Source organism: Micromonospora sp. NBRC 110038, assembly GCF_020884815.1.
Lineage (GTDB): Bacteria > Actinomycetota > Actinomycetes > Mycobacteriales > Micromonosporaceae > Micromonospora > Micromonospora haikouensis.
On sequence record NZ_BBOL01000004.1, the window covers coordinates 411,004 to 425,922 of the forward strand.

Here is a 14,919-nt window from a genome sequence, read left to right on the forward strand (position 1 = left end):
TGGGCCCGTGGACAGCAGCGACGCGCCTCACAGGCGCGCGGGCACACCCCGGGCCGCGGGTGCCGGGCCCCGCCGCTGCCGGGTGAGCACCCCGGCGACGGTCGCGGCGAGCAGGGCGGCCCGGTCGGGCATCTGGCTGACGTCCACCCACTCGCTGCGGGCGTGCGACCCGCCGCCCACCCCGCCCAGGCCGTCGAGGGTGGCCACGCCCAGCGACCCGGTGAAGTTCGCGTCGGAGGCGCCGGCGGCGTGCGCGGCCTCCAGCGGCGGCAGGCCCAGCTCGCGACCCGCCCGGCGGGCGACCTCCAGCAGCGGCATCGCCACCGCCTCCTGCAGCGGGTAGCGGTTGATCCCGCCGCCCACCACGAGCGCGGCCTCGGCCAGCTGCGGGGTCAGCGCGTGGATCTGCCGGTCCACCCGGTCGAGCTCCTCCCGGGTCCAGGCGCGCACGTCGACGCAGAACGTCGCCGACTCGGGCACCTGGTTGCTGATGCTGCCGGCGCTGAGCACCGTCGGCGTGACGCTGGTGCCCTCGGCGGCGAACGCCCGCACGGCGAGGACCTGGTGGGCCAGCTCGACGGCCGCGTTCACCCCCCGGTGCGGCTCCACGCCCGCGTGCGCGGCGCGGCCGCGCACGGTGATCTCGTACCGCGAACCGCCCTTGCGGGCGACCTTGAGCGCGCCCGTCTCGGTGGACGGCTCGCCCACCAGCACGGCCCGCGACCGGCGGGCCTGCTGCTCGATCAGCGGCCGGGACGTCGGCGACCCGCTCTCCTCGTCGCAGGTCAGCAGCACCCCCACCCGGGAGGGGTCGGGCAGCAGGGACAGGGCGGTGACCAGCTGCACGATGCCGGACTTCATGTCGCACACCCCGGGCCCGGTGGCGATGTGCTCGGCGAGCGCGAAGGGCCAGTCCCGCGTGGTGCCCTCCGGCCACACCGTGTCGTAGTGCCCCAGCAGCAGCACCCGCTGGTCCTCGGCCTGCCAGAGCAGGTGCGGCAGCCCGTCGCGGGTGACCCGCACGGCGGGCCGGCCCAGCAGCGGGCTGATCCAGCTCTCCAGCAGGTCGGCGCAGGCGTGCAGGCGCCGCACGGCCCCGGGCGGGGATTCGGCGTGTACGAGTTGGCGAAGTCGGTCCACCATGGTCCCGGACTGCGCCCGGGCCCCCTGCCGTATGTGCGTCGTGTCGACCATGGTGCCGATCGTGGCAGCGGCTGCTGTGCAGCGGCAATACGCATCCGTGCCCTGCTCGTCGCCCTCCGTGTCGGCGCAGGTGCCGGCCCCGCGGACGGCATTCTCGAAGAGATCGCGGGCCGCGGACGCCGGTCGCAGTGAGCACGGTCGAAGAAGCGGACCGGCGGCGGGGCCGGCACCATGCGCAGCAGGACCGCGTCGCCGCCGGCCGCGGCCTGTCACGCCGAGGAGAGACACGTGGCACACATCGATCTGGGTCTGGACGAGACGCAGTACCCGGGCATCAGCGGGCTGATGCGTTACCGGCCGGAGACCGCCGTGGCGCTCAATGCCCTGGCCGAGGCGTTGCTGCACGCCCCGCACCCCACCCTCAGCGCCGGCGAGCGGGAGCTGATCGCCGCGTACGTCTCCGGGCTCAACGAGTGCACGTTCTGCTGCTCGTCGCACTCGGCGTTCGCCGCCGCCCAGCTCGACGGCGGCATGCCGCTGGTGACCCAGGTCCGGGCGGACCTGGACACGGCGGAGGTCTCCGCGAAGCTGCGCGGCCTGCTGCGGATCGCCGCCGCCGTCCAGGCGGGCGGCCGCACCGTGAGCGCCGCGCTGGTCGACTCGGCCCGCGCCGAGGGCGCGACCGACCTGGAGATCCACGACACGGTGCTGATCGCGGCCGCGTTCTGCATGTTCAACCGCTACGTCGACGGGCTCGGCACCCGGCTGCCGGAGGACCCGTCGGCCTACACCGAGACCGCGCAGCGGATCAAGGTCGGCGGGTACGTCGGCTAGGCCCGAGCGGCCCCGGCCCGGCGGGCGCGGCCCCGCGCCCGCCGGCACGACCGCCGTCCTAACCGTTGTACGGCATGGTGGGGAACCAGCCGTAGCCGAACATGGCGGGCAACCGCACGTCCCAGTAGACGACCATGAACACGCCCAGCGCGATCAGCAGCGCCCCGGTGACCGCGGCGGTGCGGGAGGGGCTGGCGGCGAGCCACTGCACGAACCGGCCCCGGGTGACCACGATGACCAGCGCGAACAGGGCGGCGACGATGGCGATGTTGCCCAGCGACTGGAGCACGAACGCTCCCGCGCCGTAGAGCGGGTTGCCGGTGTCCACCGCCCAGTGGAACAGCTTGTTGAACAGCGGGTACGGCCGGCCGATGAGGAACCCGCCGACGAGCGCGCCGAGCACCACGACCCGGGCGACCGGGCGGTGCGCGAACGGGTCCGGCAGCGTGCCGAGGGCGGCCAGGCCGAGGTAGACGAAGGCGAGGCCGATCACGCCGAAGACGACCATCGACTGGACCAGGCGCACGGGCAGCCCGCCGACGGTGCCGGTGGACAGCTGCGGCAGCCGGTCGCCGAGCAGCACGCCGACGAAGCCGTACGTCGCGGCGACCGCCACCATCCCGACGGTGAGCCAGCCGACCGGCCGCAGCAGGACGCGCAGCCCGGCCCGGGTCGCCCCCGCCCCGCCGGCCTGGCTCATCGGGCCGACGGCGGCGGCCATCGCGATGTTGCACGCCGTGAACGTGCCGGCCAGGCCGGAGACGAAGGCGAAGACCAGGCCCGCGACGGTGCCACCGATGGCGGTGCTCTTCGCGTCGTGGCCCAGCAGGGTGTTGGCGACGTTGTCGCCGATCACGTGGTCGACGAACTCGTACGACCACAGCACCGCCAGCAGGACTCCCGCCGCGACGCCGCCCAGGACGATCCCGCGCGAGCGCGGGTGGGTGTGCGCGGAGAGGTGGACCGCGCGTCCTCTTTCGGTGACAGCCATGGATGGATTGTGGGGACGGTTCCCCCGGTTGACTTCTTCCGTGTTGCCCTCTCCGCCGGGCAGGGCGGCGAGGCGGGGCGGCGGGCAGGACGGCAACCTCGAACAAGTGTTCGCGCACCCGCATCCTCCATCGTGGACACATGTCGGTCAACCCGCACCAGTGGCGTCGCGTCCGCACCTCTGTGCCCGTCGTCCTCGGGCGGCTGCTCGACCTCGTCGACGACGCCCCGCCCGACCGGCCCGCCACCGCGCACTGGACGGTGGCGGACACCATGGCGCACCTGTGCGGCGTCGCCGCGATGGGCCTGGCCCTGGTCCGGGGCGGCCCGCCCGACCTGCCGGTGCCCGACCTGCTCGAACTGCGCCGGCGCACCACGGTCGACACGATCTCGGTGATGAACGCCGAGGTACTGCGGCACTTCACCGAGCGGCGGCTGCCGGTGCTGGCCGACCGGCTGCGCGCCGACGTCGAGGAGGTGCTGCGGGCGGTCGACGAGGCCGGGCCGGAGCACGAGGTGTCCTGGCTCGGCGGGGCCCGGCTGCCGGTCACGGGCCTGCTGGCCCACCTGCTCAACGAGCTGAACCTGCACGCCTGGGACATCGCCCGGGCGGTCGGCCGGCGCTGGGTCGTCGATCCCGCCGACGCGGCGCTCTTCGTGGACCTGTTCATGGTGGGCATGACCAGGCGCGGCTATGGCCGGCTGCTGGACCGGGACGGCCCGGCCCATCCGGGGACGATCTCGGTGAACTTCCGGCACCGCTTCGGCCCCGAGGTGACGATGGCCCTGGCCGATGGCCGGGTGACGGTGGCGCCGACCGAGTCCCGTCCGGACGTCCGGCTCTCCTTCGACCCGGCGGTGTTCACCCTGATGCTGTTCGGCCGGGTGTCCCGGCCGCGCGCGGTCCTCGCCCGCAAGCTGTGGGTGGGCGGCCGCCGGCCCTGGCTGCTGCCGGTCTTCCTGCGCACCATGCGCCTGCCGTCCTGACCTGGGGCGCCGCCCTCGCCGGGCCCCCGGACGGGGGCGGTGCCGGCGGACGACGGCCGGCCGGCGGCGGGAGGCGCGGGGCGCAACACGGAAGAAGTGCCCGCACGGCGACGGGTGCGACCGTGGGACGGACAAGGTCCACAAGACCGGAGAGCCTTCCCAAGGAGGACTGGTGACTGTAACCGAAACCCCCACGCGTGAGGAGATCCTCAGCCGCGTCGCCAAGGCCGAGCCGGTGCTGCGGGAGCACGTGGCCTGGTCGGAGGAGAACCGCCGTCTGCACGAGGCGACAGTCGAGGCGATGGCCGAGGCGGGCATCTTCCGGATGCGGGTGCCCAAGCGCTACGGCGGCTACGAGTGCGACGGCGCGACGCTGGTCGAGGTCGGCGCGGCCCTGGGCCGCATCGACGCCTCCGTGGCCTGGGTCGCGATGGTGAACTGGATCCCCACCTACCTGGTCTGCATGTTCCCCGACCAGGTGCAGGACGAGGTCTTCTCGACCCCCGACGTGCGGGTCTGCGGGACCAACGCCCCCAAGGGCACGATGGTGCCGGTCGAGGGCGGCTACCTCCTCAACGGCCGTTGGCCCTTCGTCAGCGGGGCGCACCACGCGCACTGGATGGAGGCGGCGGCCGTGATCCTGCGCGACGGCGCCGAGCCGGAGCCGGTCATGACCATGGTGCCGATGTCCGACATGGAGCTCGTCGACGACTGGCACACCACCGGGCTGCGCGGCTCGGGCAGCATCACGACGGTGGCCACGAACGTCTTCCTGCCCGCCGAGCGGGTCATCCCGCTGGGCGCGGCGCTGGCCCCGAACACGCTGTCGGAGACCAACCGGAACATCCCGATCTATTCCACCCCGGCCACGCTGGTCGCCGCGGTCTCCGGGGTCGGCATGCTGGTCGGGATCGCCAAGGCGGCGTGGGACACCTTCTTCGACCGGCTCCCCGACCGGAAGATCATCTACACCGACTACCCGAGCCAGGCCGAGGCCCCGCTGACCCACCTGCGGGTCGGGGCCGCCGCCCACAAGATCGACCAGGCCATGTTCCACGCCCGGCGGATCGCCGAGGTCGTCGACCACAAGGCGTTCAGCGGCGAGGCGTGGACGGTCGAGGAGCGGGTCCGGGTGCGCGCCGACCAGGGCGAGGCGGCCCGCCTGGCCAAGGAGGTCGCCGACACCTTCCAGATGGCCAGCGGCGGCACCTCCATCTACACCGACGTCCCGATCCAGCGCATCGTGCGGGACATCACCTCGGCCGCGCTGCACGGCCTCGTCGTCCCCGACGTCAACACCGAGCTGTACGGCCGGGTGCTGTGCGGGCTGGAGCCCAACACCCTCTACATGTGACGCCCGACCACCGCGCCGGCGCTCCCACCATCGTCGCTGGGAGCGCCGGCGCGGCGCGGCGTCAGCGCACGGCGGTGGGGGAGGGCGTCGCGGTGCCGCCCCGGGGCGCCTGCGGGGTCATCAGCCGGACGATCTCCGCCCGGTCGGCCGCCGAGGGCAGGCCCCAGTCGGGACGGTAGCCGTACACCTCGCGTAGCGGCGTGGCGGAGGTGCGCCCGTCGAGGATCTCCACCGAGTCCGCGTCGATCAGGCCCGGGTGCTCCACCCCGCACGCCTCGGCGACCTTCACCAGGTCCCGGCGCAGGGTCCGCAGGTAGTTCGCCGCCCGCACCGACTTGCGCGCCGGGTCCAGGCCCCGGGCCAGCCACGGGTGCTGCGTCGCCACCCCGGTCGGGCAGGTGTCGGTGTGGCACTTCTGGGCCTGGATGCAGCCGATCGCCAGCATCGCCTCCCGGCCCACGTTGACCATGTCGCAGCCGAGGGCGAACGCCACCACGGCGTTGTCCGGCAGGCCCAGCTTGCCGGCGCCGACGAACACCACCTGCTCGTGCAGCCCCCGCTCGGCGAAGACCCTGTAGACCCGGGAGAAGCCTTGCTGGAACGGCAGCGACACCGAGTCCGTGAAGATCAGCGGTGCCGCGCCGGTGCCGCCCTCGCCGCCGTCGACGGTGACGAAGTCGATCCCCCGGCCGGTGTCGCGCATCAGGGTGGCCAGCTCCGCCCAGAAGCCGAGGTCGCCGACGGCGGACTTGATCCCCACCGGCAGGCCGGTCTCGGCGGCCAGCAGCTCCACCCAGTCCAGCAGGCTGTCGCAGTCGGCGAACTCGGCGTGCCGGGACGGGCTGACGCAGTCGCGCCCCTGCGGGACGCCCCGGGTCGCGGCGATCTCCGCCGACACCTTCGCCCCCGGCAGCAGCCCGCCCAGGCTCGGCTTCGCGCCCTGGCTCAGCTTCACCTCCAGCGCCCGCACCGGCGCACTGGCGACCAGGTCCTTCAGCCGGGCCAGGTCGAACCGGCCGCGCTCGTCGCGGCAGCCGAAGTATGCGGTGCCGAGCTGGAACACCAGCTCCCCGCCGCGCCGGTGGTACGGCGACAGGCCGCCCTCGCCGGTGTTGTGCAGGCAGCCGGCCAGGGCCGCGCCCCGGTTGAGCGCCGCCACGGCGTTGCCCGACAGCGAGCCGAAGCTCATCCCGGAGATGTTGACCACCGACTCCGGCCGGAACGCCCGCGCCCGCCCCCGGGCCGCCCCGAGCACCTTCGCGCACGGCAGCCGCACGTCCTGCCCGGCGGCCGGCGCCGACGGCGGCACGGCCCGGCCGAACGTGCGGTGCTTGATGATCGGATAGCCGGCCGTGTACTCGATGTCGTTGTCCGTGCCGAACCCGAAGTAGTTGTTCTCCTGCTTCGCCGACGCGTACACCCAGCGCCGCTGGTCGCGGGTGAACGGCCGCTCCTCGTTGTTGCCGGCCACGATGTACTGCCGCAGCTCGGGGCCGAGCGACTCCAGCAGGTACCGGGCCCGCCCGAGCACGGGGAAGTTGCGCAGCAGGGCGTGGTCGCGTTGCAGGACGTCGCGGGCGGCGAGGGCCGCGACGGCGGCGGTGACGGCGGGTACGGCTCGGCGGGCCCATCTCATGCCGCCAGTCTCCCCGCACCCGCCGGCCGCCGCACGGTTCGTCCGCGCTCCGCCGCCTGCCGCACCTGCCATGGGCCTGGCCCTTGTCAGCTTGCTGATACCAGGTAGAACCCGCAGTTTGCCCCGCAGAAGCGGCACGGTAGGGTGTCGGCGTGGCGATGTTCCGGATCGGCGAGGCCGCCGAACTGCTCGGCGTCAGCACCGACACGGTGCGACGCTGGGTCGACGCCGGCCGCCTCGCCGCCACCCGCGACGCGCAGGGCCACCGGGTGCTCGACGGCGTGGACCTGGCCGCCTTCGTCCGGGCCGCGGCCGCCGCGCCCGAGGAGCACGCCGAGCTGTCCTCGGCGCGCAACCGGCTGCGCGGCATCGTCACCGCCGTGGTCAAGGACACCGTCATGGCCCAGGTCGACATCCAGGCCGGGCCGTTCCGGGTCGTGTCGCTGATGAGCCGCGAGGCGGTCGACGACCTGGGCCTCGAGGTCGGTGCGATCGCCGTCGCGGTGATCAAGTCAACGACGGTCGTGGTGGAGCGGCCGTCCGCTGCGAAAGGCAGGACCGGCACGTGACCGGAGCGACGACCCGCACCGCCCTGGCCGGGGCGCTCACCCTGGCCCTCGCCCTTGCCGGTTGCGCCGGCGGGGCCGACCGGCCGGCGCCGGGGGAGAGCGGCGCCGAGGTGCGTGGCCCGGTCACCGTCCTCGCCGCGGCGTCGCTGACGGAGTCGTTCCACCGGCTCGGCGACGAGTTCGAGGCCGCCCACCCGGGCACCACCGTCACCTTCAGCTTCGCCGGCAGCTCGGCCCTCGCCACCCAGGTCAACCAGGGCGCCCCCGCCGACGTGTTCGCCGCCGCGTCCCCGGCCACCATGCGCCCGGTCACCGACGCCGGCAACGCCGCCGGCGAGCCGACCACCTTCGCCCGCAACCAGCTGGTCGTCGCCGTGCCGAAGGGCAACCCGGGGGGCGTCGGCACACTGGCCGACCTGACCCGGCCCGGGGTGAAGGTGGCGCTCTGCGCCGAGCAGGTGCCCTGCGGCGCGGCGGCCCGCACCGCCCTGGACGCTGCCGGCGTGGCGCTCACCCCGGTCACCCTCGAATCCGACGTCAAGGGCGCGCTGGCCAAGGTGCGCCTCGGCGAGGTCGACGCCGCGCTGGTCTACCGCACCGACGCCACCGCCGCCGCGTCCCAGGTGGACGCCGTGGAGTTTCCCGAGTCGGCCCGGGCCGTCAACGACTACCCGATCGTCGTGCTGCGGCAGGCCGGCAACCCGACGGCCGCGCGGGCCTTCGTCGCGTACGTGCTGTCCGACCGGGGCCGGGCCGCGCTGACCGCCGCCGGGTTCCAGCCGCCCCGGGCCTGACCGCCGGTGGTACGCCCACCCGCCCCGGCCCCGCGCCGCCGCGTCCCCGGCCGGCGGGTGCCCGTCGCCCTGTTCGTTCCCGCCGGCCTCGGGCTGGCCTTCCTCGTGCTGCCCCTGACCGGGCTGCTCGCCCGCGCCCCGTGGGCCACCCTGCCGCAGCGGCTCGCCGCGCCGGGGGTGCTCACCGCGCTGCGGCTGTCCCTGCTGACCGCCACCGGAGCGACGCTGCTCTGCCTCGCCCTCGGCGTACCCCTGGCCTGGGTGTTGGCGCGGGTGCGGTTCCCCGGCCGGCGGCTGGTGCGGGCGCTGGTCACGGTGCCGTTGGTGCTGCCGCCGGTGGTCGGCGGCGTGGCCCTGCTGCTGGTCTTCGGCCGCCGGGGGCTGCTCGGCGGCTGGCTCGACGCCACCTTCGGCGTCACCCTGCCGTTCACCACCGCCGGGGTGGTCCTCGCCGAGGCGTTCGTGGCCATGCCGTTCCTGGTCATCGCCGTCGAGGGTGCCCTGCGCGCCGCCGACAGCCGGTACGAGGAAGCGGCCGCCACCCTGGGCGCGGGCCGGTGGACGACGTTCACCCACGTCACGCTGCCGCTGGTCGCCCCCGGGGTGGCGGCCGGCGCGGTGCTGTGCTGGGCCCGCGCCCTCGGCGAGTTCGGCGCGACGATCACCTTCGCCGGCAACTTCCCCGGCCGCACCCAGACCATGCCGCTGGCCGTCTACCTGGCCCTGGAGACCGACCTGGAGGCCGCGATCGTGCTGAGCCTGGTGCTGCTCACCGTCTCGGTGGCGATCCTCGCCGGCCTGCGTGACCGCTGGGTCACCGGCCCGTGACCGCCGCCGGGCCGTGCCGCCGGGCGGCCGGGACCCCGCTGCTCGACGCCCACCTCGTCGCCGACCGGGGCGGATTCCACCTCGACGTGGCGCTGCGGGTGCGGGCGGGGGAGGTGGTCGCGCTGCTCGGGCCCAACGGCGCGGGCAAGACCACCGCGCTGCGCGCCCTGGCCGGCCTGCACCCGCTGGCGGCCGGGCACCTCACCCTCGACGGGGTCGACCTCGACCGCCCCGACGGGCGGGTGTGGGTCCCGCCGGAGCGCCGCCCGGTCGGCGTCGTCTTCCAGGACTACCTGCTCTTCCCGCACCTGAGCGCCCGCGACAACGTCGCCTTCGGTCCCCGCCGGCGCGGCGCGGACCGGCGCGCCGCCCGCGCCCGCGCCGACGCCTGGCTGGACCGGGTCGGCCTCGCCGGCTACGCCCGCCGCCGTCCCCGGCAGCTCTCCGGCGGCCAGGCCCAGCGGGTGGCGCTGGCCCGGGCCCTCGCCGTGGAGCCGACCCTGCTGCTGCTCGACGAGCCGCTCGCCGCCCTCGACGCCCGCACCCGCGTGGACACCCGCGCCGAGCTGCACCGCCACCTCGGCGCGCACCCCGGCGCGACCGTGCTGGTCACCCACGATCCCCTCGACGCGCTGGTGCTGGCCGACCGGCTGGTCATCGTGGAGGACGGCCGGGTGGTCCAGGAGGGGGACGCGGCCGCCGTCACCGCCCGCCCCCGCACCGACTACGTCGCCCGACTGGTCGGGCTGAACCTGCACCGGGGCCACGCCGACGGCCACCAGGTGCGCGTCGGGGCGCTGACCCTGACCGCCGTCGACCGCGTCGTCGGGGAGGCGTTCGTCGCGTTCCCGCCCGCCGCCGTGGCCCTGCACCCGGCCCGGCCCCACGGCAGCCCCCGCAACACCTGGCCCGCCACGGTGGCCGGGGTGCAGCGGCACGGGGACCACCTGCGGGTCGAGTTGGACGGCCCGCTGCCGGTCTCCGCCGACGTCACCCCGGCGGCCGTCGCCGCGCTGCGGCTGCGCCCCGGCCAGCAGGTGTGGGCGGCGGTGAAGGCCGCCGAGACCCGCGCGTACCCGGCGGGCGGCTGATCCGCACCGGCTCAGGTGGTCGACGCCTCCGGCCCGGTCGGCACGCGGCCGGCGCGTGGACGCGGGGCGTGCTCCCGCGCCAGCGACCAGCCGTGGCACCACTGCCGCTCCGGCGTCTCGTCCGCGGCCACCGCGAACGCGGTCAGGGCCGCGACCGCCTCCGGGCACCAGTGCGCGGCCGTCTGCGCGACGATGCGGGACAGCGCCTCCCGCCGCCGGCGGAACACCTCGTCGACCAGGCCGGCCCCCGTGGCGCTCAGCCGCAGCCGCACCACCCGGCGGTCGCTGGCCGAGCGGGTCCGCTGGACCAGCCCCTTGGCGGCCAGCCGGTCGCACATCCGGGTGCCCGCGGAGGGGGCGACGCCGAGCTCGGCGGCGATCTCCGCCGCGCGTTGGGGCCCTCGCGCGGCCAGGACGACCAGCGTGCGGAACTGGGACAGGGTGACCTCCGGGCCGATCCCGGCCAGCGACCGGGTGGTCAGCCCGACGAGGGCCCCGCTGGCGGCCAGGAGCGCCGCCACCGCCTCGTCCTCGATGCCCGGCGGTGGATCGGCCATGGTGGACCTCCGGCTGCGGTGCGGGCGGCGGGAGTCCATCATGGCAGCAATAAATCCGTTTTGCGTAGCGACAGGCCGGTATGCGCACCCGCCCTGCGCGGGCGCGACGACGCCGGGCGGACCGGCCGTCACCGGTCCGCCCGCCGGGCTCGTCAGGGCCGCCGCAGTGACTGTCGGACGACTCCGCCGACGATCGCGCACCACGTGCTCGTGCCGACCTTGCCGTTGGGCGGCAGGCCGTGCAGCCGCTGCACGTCCTGCACGGCCCGGCGGGTGGCGTGGTCGAACTCGCCGGTCACCGCCACGTCGGCGTAGCCCTTCCAGTTGAGGATGAACTGCACGGCGCTGACCGGCGCGCCGCTGGCGTCCCGGTCCAGCTCGGGGGCGAGGGTCTCCCAGGTGGGCGTGGTGAGGGTGGCGTCCACGTCGACCGGGATGCCGTTGCGGGCCTGCCAGTCCTGCACGGCGGCGACGGTGGCGGTGTCGAACGTGCTGTTGACGGGCACCGCGTAGCCCCGGTGGGTGAGCAGGTACTGCACCACCCGCACCGAGGGGGAGCTGACGAACCGCCACAGGTCCGGCCAGCGCCGGGCCGGCACGTCGCCGAGGCTGGTGCCCAGCTCGCGGGCCACCCGCCTGCGCAGCTCCGGGAACTGCCGGTAGAACGCCGTCCCGGGGCACGCGGTGGTGCGGAAGTCCCAGTGGCCGAAGATGTCGTGGGCGTGCAGGCCGTACTGCCGGCCGATCGTGGCGCAGAGCCTGACCAGCGAGTCCAGCAGCGCCTCCGGCGGGGTCTCGTCGACGTACGTGCCCTCGTTCTCGATGCCGATGGCGCGCCCGTTCTCGCCCGGGCAGTGCGCGGAGACCATCTGCCGGTCGCCGGCGGCCAGCCGTTCGAGGCTGCCGTGCCGGCCCTCCAGCACGTAGCCGCCGCGGCTGACGGTGAAGTGCTGGCCGGTGTCCGACCAGCCGTTGCCGTCCATGTGCAGGTCCTGGCAGTCCCGGGCCAGCTTCACGGCCTGCTCGCGGGAGTAGTCGGTGACGTTCGGGAACGCCATGTGATGCACGATGATCTTGTTGGTGGCGATCTCGCTGACCGAAAGCGGATCGGCCGGTGGCCGGGCGTCCCACTCGTCGCAGCCGATGATCCAGTCGAGGTCCGCACCGGACGCCGCCCGCGCGGAGGCGGGGGTCGCGAGCTGCGTGCCGACGACGGCGACCGTGGCCGCGCCGAGCCCGGCCCGCAGCAGGGTGCGGCGGTCGAGCTCCGGATGGTCGAAGTGCATGGCATCTCCTCTGTGGCCGACGGCGGCGCATGAGTGAAAAGGAGCTCCAGGAGCAATGCGTGATGTGGAGGATATTGCCAACGCGGGTCGCGCGCCAGGGGTCAGTCGCCGCCCCGACGGTCCGGCCCACTTCACCTAGCCTCCTAGGATGCCTTACGTGACGTGCGCCACGTCGCCACCACCAACCGACACCGACGAACGAAAGCACACCCGGGGAAGGGGATGCAGCCGTTGCGCCGATGGCCGACTGGACGGCGCCGGTCACAATGAGCGGCGTCGGATTCGGGTGTGTGCGGGCCAGCGGCCCGGGGGAGCGGTGGAGACCGTCGAATGAGCGCCAACAGCTGGCTGGTGTCCGGCTACACCGAGGTCCGTGAGCTGGGCTCGGGTGCGTCGGGTCGGGTGGTGCTGGCCACCCACGACGCGACCGGCACCCCGGTCGCCGTGAAGTACCTCGTCGGTGGCCTCGGCGGTGACCCGTCGTTCCGTGAGTCCTTCCGCGCCGAGGCCCGCCTGCTGGCCGACATCGACGACCCGCACGTTTCCCGCCTCTACGAGTACGTCGAGTCGCCCACCGGGGCGGCGATCGTCATGGAGCTGGTCAACGGCGTCTCGCTGCGGCAGATGCTGCGGGCCAACGGGCCCACCGGGCCGGAGGCGGCGCTCTGCGTCCTCAAGGGTTCGCTCGCCGGCCTGGCGGCCGCGCACGACCGGGGCGTGGTGCACCGCGACTACAAGCCGGAGAACGTGCTGGTCACCGCTCAGGGGGAGAGCAAGCTCGCCGACTTCGGCATCGCCATGCCGATCGGCGGGGAGTCGACCACCATCGTCAGCGGCACGCCCCGCTACATGGCGCCGGAGCAGTGGACCGGCGCGGCGGCGGCCCCGGCCTGCGACATCTACGCCGCGACGGCGACCTTCTTCGAGTGCCTGACGGGCCGTCCCCCGTACGACGGGCGGAGCCTGCTGGCCCTGCGTGACCAGCATGCCAGCGCGCCGGTGCCCACCGATCCGGCCCCGCCGCCGGTGCACGAGCTGCTGCGCCGGGGGATGGCCAAGCGGCCCGACGACCGGCCGCAGCCCGCGCAGGTCTTCCTCGGCTTCCTGGAGCAGATCGCGGGCGGGGCGTACGGGCCGGACTGGGAGGAGCGCGGGGTGCGGGAGCTGGCCCGGCGGGCCGCCCTGCTGGCAGCGTTCTTCCCGTTTCCGGATTCCTCGGGCGGCAGCACGAGCGTGGCCAGCACGGTCCTCGGGTCGGACGCCGGGTTGGGCAGGGGTCGGGAGATCCGCACCGGTCGGCGGATGCGGACGGGGCGGGCGCGTACGGCCCTGGTCGGGGGGGCGTTGGTGGCGGCGGTGCTGGTCGGCGGTGCCGGTTACCGGTACGCCTCGGGTGCGGAGCCCGACGTCGCGGCGCCGGTGGAGGCGAAGGACCCGACCGGGGCGGTGACGCCGGTTTCGGGCGGTGGTTCCGCGTCGGTCGCGCCGGAGGTCACGGTGAGTCCGTCGGGCGGTACCCCGACGCCTGCGCCGACGTCGGCGAGTCCGACGGTGGCGGCCCCGACCACGGGTGCGCCGGCCACGACGCGTCCGCCGTCGCCGACGAGCCGGCCCACCCGGACGGCGTCGGCGACTCCCAGCCCGAGTGCGAGCACGTCGTCCCCGCCGTCGGATGTCACCGCGCCCTCGGTGGGGTCGCCGAGCACCGGGTCGACGACGTTGGAGCCGGAGAACTGCAAGTACGGGCCGAGGTCGACGTCGGTGACGGTGAGTGTGACCGACGATCGTTCGGAGGCGGGGGAGTTGCGGGTGACGTTCCGGTACACCGTGGGTCGGTTGTCCACGTCGGTGGGCATGGAGTCGGTGGGGAAGGGCGTCTTCCAGGGCACGTTGGGTCCGTTCGCGGCGCCGGAGACGACGGTTCGTATCCCGGTGTCCGTCACGGCGGTCGACGCCGCGGGGAACTCGGCCGGGCCGGTGGGGCCGGTGTATGTAAGTCTGCAGCCGTTCTGCGCGCCGGGTTGATCGCGGGTGGCGGTCGAGCGGGTGGGGTCGAGGTTGATGGGGGGCGGCGTTGAGTAGTCCGAACGAGCCGACGGCGGCGTTGCCCGCCGACGGTGCGCCGACGGAGGCGTTTCCGGTTGCGGGCGCGTCGGTGGGGGAGCCGACCGTGGACCTGGGTAGCACCGTGGTTCTGGGTCGGACGGTGGGTGTGGGGCGTACGCAGGTGTCCGGGGCCGGTTCGGAGGCGACGGTGGCGGGGGCGGTGTCGTCTCGTACCGTCGGGGTTTCCACCGAGCCGGTGGCCGCGGCCGGGGGTGAGACGCGGTTTGGTCCGGGGGTGCCGGTGGGGCCGCCGGCGGCCCCGGCCTGGCCGCAGCCGGGTGCGGGTGCGGGGGTGCGGTCGCGGTCGGTGTGGCGTCGGGTGGTTTCCGTGCTGTCCACCCTGCTGACGGTGGTGTTGCTGGTGGCGGTCGGGTTGTTCCTGTGGCAGCGGCTTAGCCCGTTGGAGATCGAGGGTGTCACGGTGGCGGTGGTCGAGCCGGCCGGGACCCGGTGTGACGTGACGGTGGAGGTGGCGGCGACGGTGCGGACGAACGGCAACGCCGGGACGATTCGTTACCAGTGGCTGCGTTCGGGTTCGCCGCCTGGTGCGCTGGTCAGCGAGCGGGTCGGCCGGGGACAGCGGTCGGTGAGTCTGCCGTTGAAGTGGTCGTTCACGGGTGTGGGCACGGCTCGGGAGACGGCGACGGTCAACATCGTGGAGCCGTCGGTGACGCAGGCGGGTACGGAGGTTCGGTACGCCTGTCGTCGTCGTTGACGGTCGCGCCGGGGGTGCCGTTTTCGCGC

Annotated in this window: 14 protein-coding genes; 9 read left to right on the top strand and 5 right to left on the bottom strand. The window is 74.7% G+C overall.

The features are described from left to right. Positions 1-27 precede the first annotated feature (27 nt). Positions 28-1,143, bottom strand: a complete 1,116-nt coding sequence (locus LPU61_RS17345; protein WP_229405494.1) for a M20/M25/M40 family metallo-hydrolase — start codon at positions 1,141-1,143, stop codon at positions 28-30. Between the two features lie 288 nt (positions 1,144-1,431). Here LPU61_RS17345 and LPU61_RS17350 point away from each other — a divergent pair, with 288 nt between their 5' ends. After that, positions 1,432-1,977: a carboxymuconolactone decarboxylase family protein gene (locus LPU61_RS17350; RefSeq protein WP_229405495.1), complete on the top strand. Its 546-nt coding sequence runs from the start codon at positions 1,432-1,434 to the stop codon at positions 1,975-1,977. Positions 1,978-2,035: 58 nt separating this feature from the next. On the opposite strand, the gene LPU61_RS17355 is transcribed toward LPU61_RS17350, so the two are convergent. Then, positions 2,036-2,968, bottom strand: a complete 933-nt coding sequence (locus LPU61_RS17355) for a hypothetical protein (RefSeq protein ID WP_043969060.1) — start codon at positions 2,966-2,968, stop codon at positions 2,036-2,038. Between the two features lie 140 nt (positions 2,969-3,108). Here LPU61_RS17355 and LPU61_RS17360 point away from each other — a divergent pair, with 140 nt between their 5' ends. Together LPU61_RS17360 and LPU61_RS17365 are read left to right on the top strand one after the other, a co-directional pair. Further along, the gene (locus LPU61_RS17360; protein ID WP_043969061.1) at positions 3,109-3,954 is read left to right on the top strand and encodes a maleylpyruvate isomerase family mycothiol-dependent enzyme; all 846 of its coding nucleotides are present in this window, start codon (positions 3,109-3,111) and stop codon (positions 3,952-3,954) included. A gap of 172 nt (positions 3,955-4,126) precedes the next feature. Beyond that, the gene (locus LPU61_RS17365; RefSeq protein WP_082106795.1) at positions 4,127-5,308 is read left to right on the top strand and encodes an acyl-CoA dehydrogenase family protein; all 1,182 of its coding nucleotides are present in this window, start codon (positions 4,127-4,129) and stop codon (positions 5,306-5,308) included. A 61-nt stretch (positions 5,309-5,369) separates the two neighbouring features. Here LPU61_RS17365 and LPU61_RS17370 read toward each other — a convergent pair whose 3' ends face one another. After that, positions 5,370-6,944 (bottom strand): FMN-binding glutamate synthase family protein, encoded by a 1,575-nt coding sequence (locus LPU61_RS17370; RefSeq protein WP_043969064.1) that lies wholly within the window; start codon positions 6,942-6,944, stop codon positions 5,370-5,372. 152 nt (positions 6,945-7,096) lie between these two features. Here LPU61_RS17370 and LPU61_RS17375 point away from each other — a divergent pair, with 152 nt between their 5' ends. From LPU61_RS17375 to LPU61_RS17390, 4 genes are read left to right on the top strand one after another with little or no spacing between them, the layout of a single operon-like run. Continuing rightward, the gene (locus LPU61_RS17375) at positions 7,097-7,513 is read left to right on the top strand and encodes a molybdopterin-binding protein (RefSeq protein ID WP_144420444.1); all 417 of its coding nucleotides are present in this window, start codon (positions 7,097-7,099) and stop codon (positions 7,511-7,513) included. Continuing rightward, a complete protein-coding gene (gene modA / locus LPU61_RS17380; protein ID WP_043969065.1) occupies positions 7,510-8,307 on the top strand; it encodes a molybdate ABC transporter substrate-binding protein in 798 nt (265 codons plus the stop codon). The genes LPU61_RS17375 and modA overlap by 4 nt, the downstream gene beginning before the upstream one ends. A 6-nt stretch (positions 8,308-8,313) precedes the next feature. Then, on the top strand, positions 8,314-9,135 hold the full coding sequence (locus LPU61_RS17385) for an ABC transporter permease (RefSeq protein WP_043969066.1): 822 nt from the start codon (positions 8,314-8,316) through the stop codon (positions 9,133-9,135). Continuing rightward, positions 9,132-10,226 (top strand): ABC transporter ATP-binding protein, encoded by a 1,095-nt coding sequence (locus LPU61_RS17390; RefSeq protein ID WP_229405496.1) that lies wholly within the window; start codon positions 9,132-9,134, stop codon positions 10,224-10,226. The genes LPU61_RS17385 and LPU61_RS17390 overlap by 4 nt, the downstream gene beginning before the upstream one ends. Before the next feature lie 11 nt (positions 10,227-10,237). Here the strand turns inward: LPU61_RS17390 and LPU61_RS17395 are convergent, their stop codons facing one another. Both LPU61_RS17395 and LPU61_RS17400 read right to left on the bottom strand, forming a co-directional pair. Further along, positions 10,238-10,783: a MarR family winged helix-turn-helix transcriptional regulator gene (locus tag LPU61_RS17395; RefSeq protein ID WP_043969067.1), complete on the bottom strand. Its 546-nt coding sequence runs from the start codon at positions 10,781-10,783 to the stop codon at positions 10,238-10,240. A gap of 152 nt (positions 10,784-10,935) precedes the next feature. After that, entirely contained in the window at positions 10,936-12,069 is a 1,134-nt protein-coding gene (locus LPU61_RS17400) for a peptidoglycan-binding protein (protein WP_043969068.1), read from the bottom strand. A 330-nt stretch (positions 12,070-12,399) separates the two neighbouring features. Here LPU61_RS17400 and LPU61_RS17405 point away from each other — a divergent pair, with 330 nt between their 5' ends. Further along, positions 12,400-14,094 (top strand): serine/threonine protein kinase, encoded by a 1,695-nt coding sequence (locus LPU61_RS17405; protein WP_229405497.1) that lies wholly within the window; start codon positions 12,400-12,402, stop codon positions 14,092-14,094. Positions 14,095-14,503: 409 nt separating this feature from the next. After that, positions 14,504-14,890, top strand: a complete 387-nt coding sequence (locus tag LPU61_RS17410) for a hypothetical protein (RefSeq protein WP_228986239.1) — start codon at positions 14,504-14,506, stop codon at positions 14,888-14,890. Positions 14,891-14,919: the final 29 nt, after the last annotated feature.

Excerpts from the sequence above, each read along its gene's own strand:
- LPU61_RS17370 (WP_043969064.1), bottom strand. The coding sequence starts at position 6,944 with ATGAGATGGGCCCGCCGAGCCGTACCCGCCGTCACCGCCGCCGTCGCG.
- LPU61_RS17395 (WP_043969067.1), bottom strand. The coding sequence starts at position 10,783 with ATGGCCGATCCACCGCCGGGCATCGAGGACGAGGCGGTGGCGGCGCTC.
- LPU61_RS17360 (WP_043969061.1), top strand. The coding sequence starts at position 3,109 with ATGTCGGTCAACCCGCACCAGTGGCGTCGCGTCCGCACCTCTGTGCCC.
- LPU61_RS17405 (WP_229405497.1), top strand. The coding sequence starts at position 12,400 with ATGAGCGCCAACAGCTGGCTGGTGTCCGGCTACACCGAGGTCCGTGAG.
- LPU61_RS17400 (WP_043969068.1), bottom strand. The coding sequence starts at position 12,069 with ATGCACTTCGACCATCCGGAGCTCGACCGCCGCACCCTGCTGCGGGCC.
- LPU61_RS17355 (WP_043969060.1), bottom strand. The coding sequence starts at position 2,968 with ATGGCTGTCACCGAAAGAGGACGCGCGGTCCACCTCTCCGCGCACACC.
- LPU61_RS17345 (WP_229405494.1), bottom strand. The coding sequence starts at position 1,143 with ATGGTGGACCGACTTCGCCAACTCGTACACGCCGAATCCCCGCCCGGG.